The sequence below is a fragment of the Thiolapillus sp. genome, from assembly GCF_048562965.1.
Classification (GTDB): Bacteria; Pseudomonadota; Gammaproteobacteria; order Chromatiales; family Chromatiaceae; genus Thiolapillus; species Thiolapillus brandeum_A.
Map to the genome: position 1 here is coordinate 1 of NZ_JBHNMF010000132.1, position 7,714 is coordinate 7,714.

At 61.8% G+C, this 7,714-nt stretch carries 11 protein-coding genes; 7 read left to right on the top strand and 4 right to left on the bottom strand.

The window, feature by feature from the left end; genetic code table 11:
* Positions 1-163: 163 nt before the first annotated feature.
* Positions 164-520 carry a PP2C family protein-serine/threonine phosphatase gene (locus ACOCD2_RS08805; RefSeq protein ID WP_293646802.1) on the top strand — a complete coding sequence of 119 codons (357 nt, stop codon included), beginning with the start codon at positions 164-166 and terminating at the stop codon, positions 518-520.
* A 199-nt stretch (positions 521-719) separates the two neighbouring features.
* Here ACOCD2_RS08805 and ACOCD2_RS08810 read toward each other — a convergent pair whose 3' ends face one another.
* Genes ACOCD2_RS08810 through ACOCD2_RS08825 form a run of 4 tightly spaced genes read right to left on the bottom strand, consistent with a single transcriptional unit; the run spans position 720 to position 2,633 of the window.
* The gene (locus ACOCD2_RS08810; protein WP_293675100.1) at positions 720-1,232 is read right to left on the bottom strand and encodes a hypothetical protein; all 513 of its coding nucleotides are present in this window, start codon (positions 1,230-1,232) and stop codon (positions 720-722) included.
* On the bottom strand, positions 1,204-1,587 hold the full coding sequence (locus ACOCD2_RS08815; protein ID WP_296800868.1) for a hydantoinase/oxoprolinase family protein: 384 nt from the start codon (positions 1,585-1,587) through the stop codon (positions 1,204-1,206). The genes ACOCD2_RS08810 and ACOCD2_RS08815 overlap by 29 nt, the downstream gene beginning before the upstream one ends.
* A gap of 22 nt (positions 1,588-1,609) precedes the next feature.
* Complete coding sequence (locus tag ACOCD2_RS08820; RefSeq protein WP_308214434.1) at positions 1,610-2,371, bottom strand: hydantoinase/oxoprolinase family protein; 762 nt, start codon at positions 2,369-2,371, stop codon at positions 1,610-1,612.
* Positions 2,259-2,633 (bottom strand): hydantoinase/oxoprolinase N-terminal domain-containing protein, encoded by a 375-nt coding sequence (locus tag ACOCD2_RS08825; RefSeq protein ID WP_308214433.1) that lies wholly within the window; start codon positions 2,631-2,633, stop codon positions 2,259-2,261. The genes ACOCD2_RS08820 and ACOCD2_RS08825 overlap by 113 nt, the downstream gene beginning before the upstream one ends.
* A 100-nt stretch (positions 2,634-2,733) precedes the next feature.
* Between ACOCD2_RS08825 and ACOCD2_RS08830 the strand changes: the two genes are divergently transcribed.
* The 6 genes from ACOCD2_RS08830 to ACOCD2_RS08855 are packed head-to-tail and all read left to right on the top strand — an operon-like array spanning position 2,734 to position 7,514.
* The gene (locus tag ACOCD2_RS08830) at positions 2,734-3,645 is read left to right on the top strand and encodes an ABC transporter ATP-binding protein (RefSeq protein WP_293646803.1); all 912 of its coding nucleotides are present in this window, start codon (positions 2,734-2,736) and stop codon (positions 3,643-3,645) included.
* On the top strand, positions 3,642-4,376 hold the full coding sequence (locus tag ACOCD2_RS08835) for an ABC transporter permease (protein ID WP_293646804.1): 735 nt from the start codon (positions 3,642-3,644) through the stop codon (positions 4,374-4,376). The genes ACOCD2_RS08830 and ACOCD2_RS08835 overlap by 4 nt, the downstream gene beginning before the upstream one ends.
* A complete protein-coding gene (locus tag ACOCD2_RS08840; RefSeq protein ID WP_293646805.1) occupies positions 4,373-5,680 on the top strand; it encodes a GldG family protein in 1,308 nt (435 codons plus the stop codon). Before ACOCD2_RS08835 ends, ACOCD2_RS08840 begins: the two co-directional genes overlap by 4 nt.
* Positions 5,677-6,147, top strand: coding sequence for a DUF4340 domain-containing protein (locus ACOCD2_RS08845; RefSeq protein ID WP_293646806.1), 471 nt, complete (start codon positions 5,677-5,679; stop codon positions 6,145-6,147). Before ACOCD2_RS08840 ends, ACOCD2_RS08845 begins: the two co-directional genes overlap by 4 nt.
* 3 nt (positions 6,148-6,150) lie before the next feature.
* Positions 6,151-6,963 carry a bifunctional DNA-formamidopyrimidine glycosylase/DNA-(apurinic or apyrimidinic site) lyase gene (gene mutM / locus ACOCD2_RS08850; RefSeq protein WP_293646807.1) on the top strand — a complete coding sequence of 271 codons (813 nt, stop codon included), beginning with the start codon at positions 6,151-6,153 and terminating at the stop codon, positions 6,961-6,963.
* Positions 6,964-6,977: 14 nt separating this feature from the next.
* Complete coding sequence (locus tag ACOCD2_RS08855; RefSeq protein WP_293646808.1) at positions 6,978-7,514, top strand: GNAT family N-acetyltransferase; 537 nt, start codon at positions 6,978-6,980, stop codon at positions 7,512-7,514.
* Positions 7,515-7,714 lie beyond the last annotated feature (200 nt).

The window sequence follows — 7,714 nt, forward strand, 5'->3', positions numbered from 1 at the left end:
CGTCCATAGCGGCCTCCAGAAGTTTGTGTTGATTTCTCTTCTGAGAGGCCGCGCCTTGCTATGTCAACTATTTTTTGAGATTTTTAGTGGTTTTTCTCCTCTGAAACTCTAAACTCTAGATTTCCAGAACAACCGTCTGCTTTTCCATACCAAGGATCATTCGATGACGGAACTTCAACAGCAATCGGCAACCTTCGGCGATTCCGCAGAAAGCAACCAGCTCTACATGTGCCTGGGCGGGAGCAACGACGTGGTTCCCGAAATCAATGCCGCCGGTCTGAACTGCAACGACCTGTTCCTGCTGTGCAGTGACGGATTCTGGAACGAAATCTCTCCCGATGAGATCCTGCAGCAGTTATCCCTGCCCGGCACCCTGCAATATCACGCCGACATGCTGATTCGAACCGCCAGCGAACGGGGTGGCGAGAATGCCGACAACATCAGCCTGCTCCTTGCCCGGCACAAGTCTGACAAACGGCTGCCGCGGCTGATGAAGCGCCTGCTCAGGAAAGATTACTAAGAGGTGCATAATAGTCCGCACATTGACAAGCTATTCGAGATGATGAAATGACACTCGCCTGTAGGTCGGACTTCAGTCCGACACACAACGGTGGATTGTCGGGCTAAAGCCCGACCTACAACCATAACGCGGTTTCGCATTGTGATGCATAAATGGGTCGGTCAGGACTATTCTGCTCATATCATATTATTAACCCGCGTCAGCAACAGGTTGCCCGCCTCGTCCACTCGGGCCTGCAGCCGCGGGCCAGCCAGGTCGTCGCCACCTGCTCCGCAATGATCGCCGGACCGGACAGCTCCTGTCCCGGTGCCAGTTCATCACGCTGATAGCAACCTACCCGGACACTTTCGTCTGCGATCCGGCAGTGACGGAATGGCGCGGCCGGCCGGTCAGCTGGCGTACAGGCGGGATCGATCACCGTTCCCGGCCCCTGCACGGAAAGCCTGAGATTGACCAGCTCCAGCGGTAGATCGAGATCATGTCCGTATCGTTCTGCATGGCGCTTGTGGAATACCTCAGCCGTCAGGCTCCTGCCTGACCAGGGAATCTCAAGGGTGTAGGACTGCCCCAGATAACGCAAGTCCAGGGAACGCCCGAGCTCACAGGCTACTGCCGCCACCCCTTCTTCCACCATGAGCGCGAGGGCCTCTTCGGCCAGGGTATCCAGCGCTGTTTCGATGGCTTCATCCGACAGCCCGTCCAGGGGTTGCAACCAGCATGCCCAGTGCCGACAACACCCCGCCGTGCACCGGTACCAGGGCCCGGGTCATTCCGAGGGCATCCGCCAGGGCACAGACATGCAGTCCCCCGGCGCCGCCAAAGGACATCAGGGTGAAACCGGCCGGATCCAGGCCCCGCTGCACCGAGATGGTGCGCAGAGCCCGGGCCATGTGTTCGTTGGCGATACGGATCACCCCTTGTGCCGCTTCCAGCATCGTGCAACCCATGGCTTCCGCCAGTCGCCCCAAAGCCTGCTCCGCGGCAGCCACGTCCAGTTGCATCTCGCCACCGAGAAAGGCATCTGGCAGCAAACGGCCCAGCACCAGGTTGGCATCGGTCACCGTCACCTGCTCGCCCCCCCCGCCCGTATCAGGCCGGGCCGGGATCTGCTCCGGCAGATTCGGGCCCGGCCTGCAGCATGCCACCTTCATCCAGCCAGGCGATGGAACCGCCTCCGGCACCGATGGTATGCATGTCCACCATGGGTACGGCCACCGGATAGGGGCCGATATGCCCTTCGGTGGTCAGTCTGGGTTCACCGTCCAGCAGCGCCACGTCGGTGGAGGTTCCACCCATGTCGAAACTGAGCAGACGGCGGCAACCGACTCTGCGCCCGAGAAATCCCGCTGCCACCAGACCACCCGCCGGCCCGGAGAGTAGCATGCGCACCGCCTGGTCTCCGGCCCTGTCTGCGACCACCGTGTCTCCCGAGCTTTGCATCACGGCCACCCGGCTGCCCGGCAGGCCGGCCTGCAATCTATGCAGGTAGCCCTGCACCAGAGGACCCACCCAGGCGTTGAGCCAGGTGGCCATGCCCCGCTCATACTCGCGAATTTCAGGCAGAACCGATGAAGACAGGGAAACGAACAGCTCCCCGGGCAGGCAGGCCGCCACAGATTTTTCCGGCCCGTCGTCCAGCCAGGAAAACAACAGGTTCACCGCCAGTGAACGTGGCCGATGCTCGGCAATGGCAGCGGCCAGTTTTTCCCTGTCTGCCGCATCGAATACATCCAGCAGCTCACCCGTGGCGCTCAGTCGCCCACCCATCTCGAGACAGAGTTCTTCCGCTACGGGATCCATCCGGGGCCCGGGCTGCAGATTGTAGAGTTCCGGGCGGTTCTGGCGCCCGATACGGAGCATGTCGGCAAAGCCACGATTGGTGATGAACAGGGTCGTGACCCCCCTTGCCTTCCAGCACGGCATTGGTGGCCACGGTCGAGCCGTGCACCATGCGCAGGTCTTCGCCGGCCAGTCCCAGATCTTTTATACCCTGGAGTATGGCCTGTTCCGGCGCGTGGGGCGTGGACAGCAGCTTGTGCACGCGAAGTCTGCCATCGCGCCACAGAACGAAATCGGTGAAAGTGCCGCCCGTATCGACGCCCAGTAGAATCATGTTCAAGACAACCAATAAATGCTGTTCGACTCATTATAAAATGCACCCCGGCACCAGATAAGATGCACCCCGGCGCCAGAGCGATTATTATCGGCACAGCATGGAAAATCTGTTACTGCACGCCGACAACCTGGGCAGAAAGGACCAGGGAAAGACCCGCCTCACCGGCTTCCACCTGGACCTGCACCCGGGAGAAGTGGTCGGCCTGCTGGGCGTCAACGGCGCCGGCAAGTCCACCACCCTAGCCCTGCTCAGCGGGGCGCTCGCGCCCAGCAGTGGCCGGGTGCAGGTGCTGGGGAAGGATCTGCACCGGCATCCCCAAGCCAAGCGGCATATCGGCCTGCTGCCTGAAATCCCCCCCCTGTATGGCAGCCTCAGCGTGGATGAAAACCTGGATTTCGCCGCCTGCCTGCGGGGTATGAAGGGTGCGGAACTCACCAGCGCGAGGAATGCGGTGAAACAGCGTCTGGACCTGCGTTCTTTGGGAAGAAGGCTCTGCAGCCGGCTGTCCAAGGGCATGGCCCAGCGGGTGGCTATCGCACAGGCGCTGATACATGGCCCGGAAATTCTGATTCTGGATGAACCCACAGCCGGCCTGGATCCCGCTCAGGCCCAGTCGCTGCGCGACCTGATCCGGCAGCTGGGCGAGTCCTGCGGTATCCTGCTTGCCAGCCATATCCTGGCCGATATGGAACAGCTGTGCCAGCGTGTCATCATCCTGAACGAGGGCCGCCAGGTCGCCGAACAGCAACTGGCCGGTAGCAACCTGGTGCGCATCCAGCTGGGCTCGCCACCGCAAGATACAACCGAGCTGGAACAGCTGGACGGGGTGGCGACTGTCCAGCCCCAGGGCGATGGATGGTACCAGCTTGCCCTGAATAGCCCGGTGGCTGTCCTCAGCGAACGGCTCACGGCTCACGGCTGGCAGCTGTTGGCCCTGATCCCCGCCCGCTACAACCTGCAATCCCTGCTCGCGGATGCCATCAGCCGGGAAGCCGGAGGCCAACCGTGATCTGGTCCATCGCCCGCCGTGAACTCCTCGCCACCTACACCAGCGCCAGCAGCTGGATCGCATTGGCGGCGGTCCAGTTCATCCTGGCCTGGCTGCTTTTCCTGCAGCTCGACGTGTATCTGAAGATCCTGCCCGAACTGGTCGCTGGCAACAGCCCCCTGGGCATCATTGACATGGTGGTCACCCCGACCCTGTCCTCCACCACCCTGATACTGCTGGTACTCATACCCCTGCAGGGCATGGGGAGCTTCGCCGACGAAATACGCAGCGGCCGCATCACCCTGCTGCTGTCCACGCCGGTTTCAGCCTGGCAGCTGGTGGCAGGAAAATGGCTGGGTCTGCTGCTGGGCAACCTGCCCCTGGTGCTCCTGCCACTGCTCATGGCCTGGTTGTTGGAACTGGGCAGCGCCGTGGATGCCGGCCGGCTGGCAAGCAGTTTCCTGGGTCTGCTGCTGTTTACAGCCATGGCCAGCGCCATCAGTATCTGGCTGTCCGCCATCAGCGAGCAACCCCTCACCGCCGCCGCCATGAGCTGGGGGCTGCTGGTGCTGCTTTGGCTCCTCGATGCCAACGCTGGTAATGTCATGCAGGCACTCTCTCTCAATGCCCGGCTGTCACCTTTCTTTGAGGGGCTGGTGGACACCAAACACATCGTCTATTTTCTGGCTTTCACAGCCGCGGCGCTGGGTCTGGCAACCCACCGTATATGGCGACTGGGAGGCGGCGAATGAAGTGGCGCCACCCCCTGCTGCAGCTCCTGGTCCTGCTCTGTCTGGGACTGACGCTGGTCCTTTCCGGCTTTTATTCCCTGCAATGGGACTGGAGCCGTCAGGGGCACAACCAGCTCCATCCCCAGACCCTGGCCCTGCTGCAGCGTCTGCAGGGGCCGATCAAGGTCACCGCCTTCGTTCCCGACCTGCCCCTGCAACGCGCGCTGGTCAGCACCCTGCTGGACAAGTATCGCCAGCACTATCCCCAACTGCAACTGCAGTTCATCGATCCCAGCCAGGAACCCGAGGTGGCCAGAGACCTGGAGATACACCACACGCCCCAGCTGTTGCTGGAATACCACGGCCGCCAGGCGCGCATCGGCACTGTCAATGAGCAGTTGCTGAGCGAAGCCCTCACCCGCCTGAGCCTGGACAACCAGGGCTGGATCGCAGGCATCAGGGGGCACGGCGAAGCCTCGCTACGGGGCAGTAAGAACCATGAACTCGGCAGCTTCGGGAAGCTGCTGGAAGAAAAATCCTACAAGGTCATCGAACTCGAACTCAATGATACCGGCCAGGTGCCGGACAACGTGCGGCTGCTGGTCCTGGCCGCGCCGGCCACGGCATTGAGCGCTGGTGAGACGGCCGTCCTGCTGAACTACCTGGAACGCGGTGGCGCCCTGCTGTGGCTGGCCGTTGGCCGGATTCCCCAGGCGCTGGCAGACTATTTCGGCATCGCCTTTCTTCTCGGCACCATCGTAGACGCCGCAGCCGCGGACATGGGCAGGGACAGCCCTGCCATCGCCATCGGCAATCCCACCGACGACAGCCCCCTGCATAAATCGCTGCAGGCCGCCGTGTTCCTGCCCCATGCACGGGCACCGGAAATCATGGACGACAAGTGGCGGGCCAGCCCCTTGCTGCGTACCGGCGCCCGCAGCTGGAACGAGACCGGCTCGCTCAAGGGCAGCATAGAGCGGGATCCCCGCGCCGGAGAGCAGCGCGGCCCACTGAATCTGGCACTGGCGCTCACCCGCGAAAGGAAGGACGGAAAACAGCAGAAGGTGATCATTGCCGGCGACAGCGATTTTCTCAGCAACCGCTTTCTCGGCAACGGCGCCAACCGGGATTTCGGCCTGGCCCTGATCCACTGGCTCAGTGACAACGGACAGCTTATCGACATTCCCGAATTCACCCCGGCGGATCAGCAGTGGCGCTGGCAGCCTGCACGCACGGCCACCCTGGCCAGTCTGTTCATGTTCGGCCTGCCGCTATTGCTGGTGACCCTGGGCCTGTTCACCGGCTGGCGACGCAGGCGGGCATGAGTCCGGTCGTCCGCAGCAACTGGCTCCTGCTGGCCCTGGCCACGCTCATGAGCCTGGCCATCTACAGCCAGCTGCAGCGGCAGAACGCCTACCTGCCCATCACAGCACTGGACAGCAACAGTATTGAACACCTGGAAATCTGGCAGGATGGCAAGGTCACCACCCGCCTGGTGCGCAGAAACGACGGCTGGGTCCATGCCAGCTCGGGCAAACCGGTTGAAGATCCCCGATTGGCGGACACGATGCTGCACCTGGCTCAGTTGCCCAGCCTGCACCACTTTTCCGCTGCCGCTCACGACCTGCGGGCCTTCGGGCTGAAACCGCCGCGTTACCGGCTGAAGCTGGATGACCTGACCATTCTCATCGGTGATCTCGACCCGGCTTCCGGCCTGCGCTATGTGCGGGTGGGCGACCAAATCCATCTGGTCAGCGACAGCTATACCCACTACCTGAAGACACGGCGCTGAACCATGCCCGAACTCCCGGAAGTGGAAACCACCCGCCGCGGCATCGAGCCCCATATCCGGGGAAAGACAATCACCGGCGTGATCATACGCCAACCACAGCTGCGCTGGCCTGTTCCTCCAGAACTACCCGTATTACTGCACCGCCGTAAGCTCAAACACGTCTCGCGGCGGGGCAAGTACCTGCTGCTGACATTCACCAACGGCACGCTGCTGCTGCACCTGGGCATGTCAGGCAGCCTGCGCATCCTGCCGTCTGAGACGACAGCAGGCAGGCATGATCATTTCGACCTGGTGTTCGGCAGACACTGCCTGCGCCTCCACGATCCGCGCCGTTTCGGCGCCGTTCTGTGGACGGATCATCCGGCAGAACAACATCCCCTGCTGGCGAAACTGGGACCAGAGCCTCTGTCGCCGGAATGCGATGGTGACTACCTCTACCGGCGCTCCCGCGGGCGCAAGGTGGCGGTGAAACAGTTCATCATGAACGGCCAGGTCGTGGTGGGCGTGGGAAACATCTACGCCAATGAGGCTCTGTATGAGGCGGGCATACTGCCCACCCGACCCTGTGGCAGCCTGTCACGCAAACGCTGTGAGCGCCTGGCCCAGGCCATCCGGGAGATTCTCGCCACGGCCATCGCAGCAGGCGGCACTACCCTGCAGGACTTCGTGCAGGCAGATGGCAGGCCGGGTTATTTCGCGCAGGAACTGCAGGTCTACGGCCGGGAAGGCGAACCCTGCCCCGCCTGCGGCCGTCCCATCCGTCAGAAAACCCTGGGGCAGCGCTCCAGCTATTATTGCAGTCGTTGTCAACGCTGAAGGAGAAATGAAAAATGCACATTGGTGGCTCGACCATCGGCCTGCGCCAGTTTGCCAATAAAGATACCGTCCCCTTCCACAACGCCGTGCGCGAGTCCCTGGAAGCACTGCAGCCCTTCCTGCCCTGGGCCCATCCCGGATATTCTCTGGAAGATGCCCGCGGTTGGGTGGAATCCCGGCCCCTGGCCTGGGAGAACGCCGATGAATACAGCTTCATCATCTATTCCCTGACGGATGGCCAGCTCCTGGGCGGCATGGGCATCAACCATCTCGATCTCCTGCATGGCATCGGCAACATCGGCTACTGGGTGAGGACATCCGCCCAGAACCAGGGTGTGGCCACGGAAGGCACCAGGCTCATCGCCGGGTTTGGTTTCGAACAACTGGGGTTGTCCCGACTGGAAATCGTCATGCTCACCGGCAACAGCGCCAGTCGCCGGGTGGCGGAAAAGGCAGGCGCGGTGTTCGAAGGCGTGCAGCGAAACCGGCTGCTGATGGCAGGCCAGCCCAGAGATGCCTGCATGTATTCCCTGATTCCCGGCGATCTGTAGGAAAGTGCGCCCTCACCCTGACCCTCTCCCCGAGGGAGGGTGTCGCAAAAGCCCCTTCCTGAACGTTACGGTTGAGGGTAACCTAGTGTAGTGTTGCGTTCTTAATGGAACTAATAATTACAGTATTTGTCTATAATTTCATTCGAGAGAAAATGAGAAATAATCTTGTGAGAGTGGCCGTTGAAATTACCTTGGACAAA

Coding starts and splice junctions, on each gene's coding strand:
- ACOCD2_RS08805 (WP_293646802.1), top strand. CDS start 164: ATGACGGAACTTCAACAGCAATCGGCAACCTTCGGCGATTCCGCAGAA.
- ACOCD2_RS08825 (WP_308214433.1), bottom strand. CDS start 2,633: ATGATTCTACTGGGCGTCGATACGGGCGGCACTTTCACCGATTTCGTT.
- ACOCD2_RS08830 (WP_293646803.1), top strand. CDS start 2,734: ATGGAAAATCTGTTACTGCACGCCGACAACCTGGGCAGAAAGGACCAG.
- ACOCD2_RS08840 (WP_293646805.1), top strand. CDS start 4,373: ATGAAGTGGCGCCACCCCCTGCTGCAGCTCCTGGTCCTGCTCTGTCTG.
- ACOCD2_RS08845 (WP_293646806.1), top strand. CDS start 5,677: ATGAGTCCGGTCGTCCGCAGCAACTGGCTCCTGCTGGCCCTGGCCACG.
- mutM (WP_293646807.1), top strand. CDS start 6,151: ATGCCCGAACTCCCGGAAGTGGAAACCACCCGCCGCGGCATCGAGCCC.
- ACOCD2_RS08855 (WP_293646808.1), top strand. CDS start 6,978: ATGCACATTGGTGGCTCGACCATCGGCCTGCGCCAGTTTGCCAATAAA.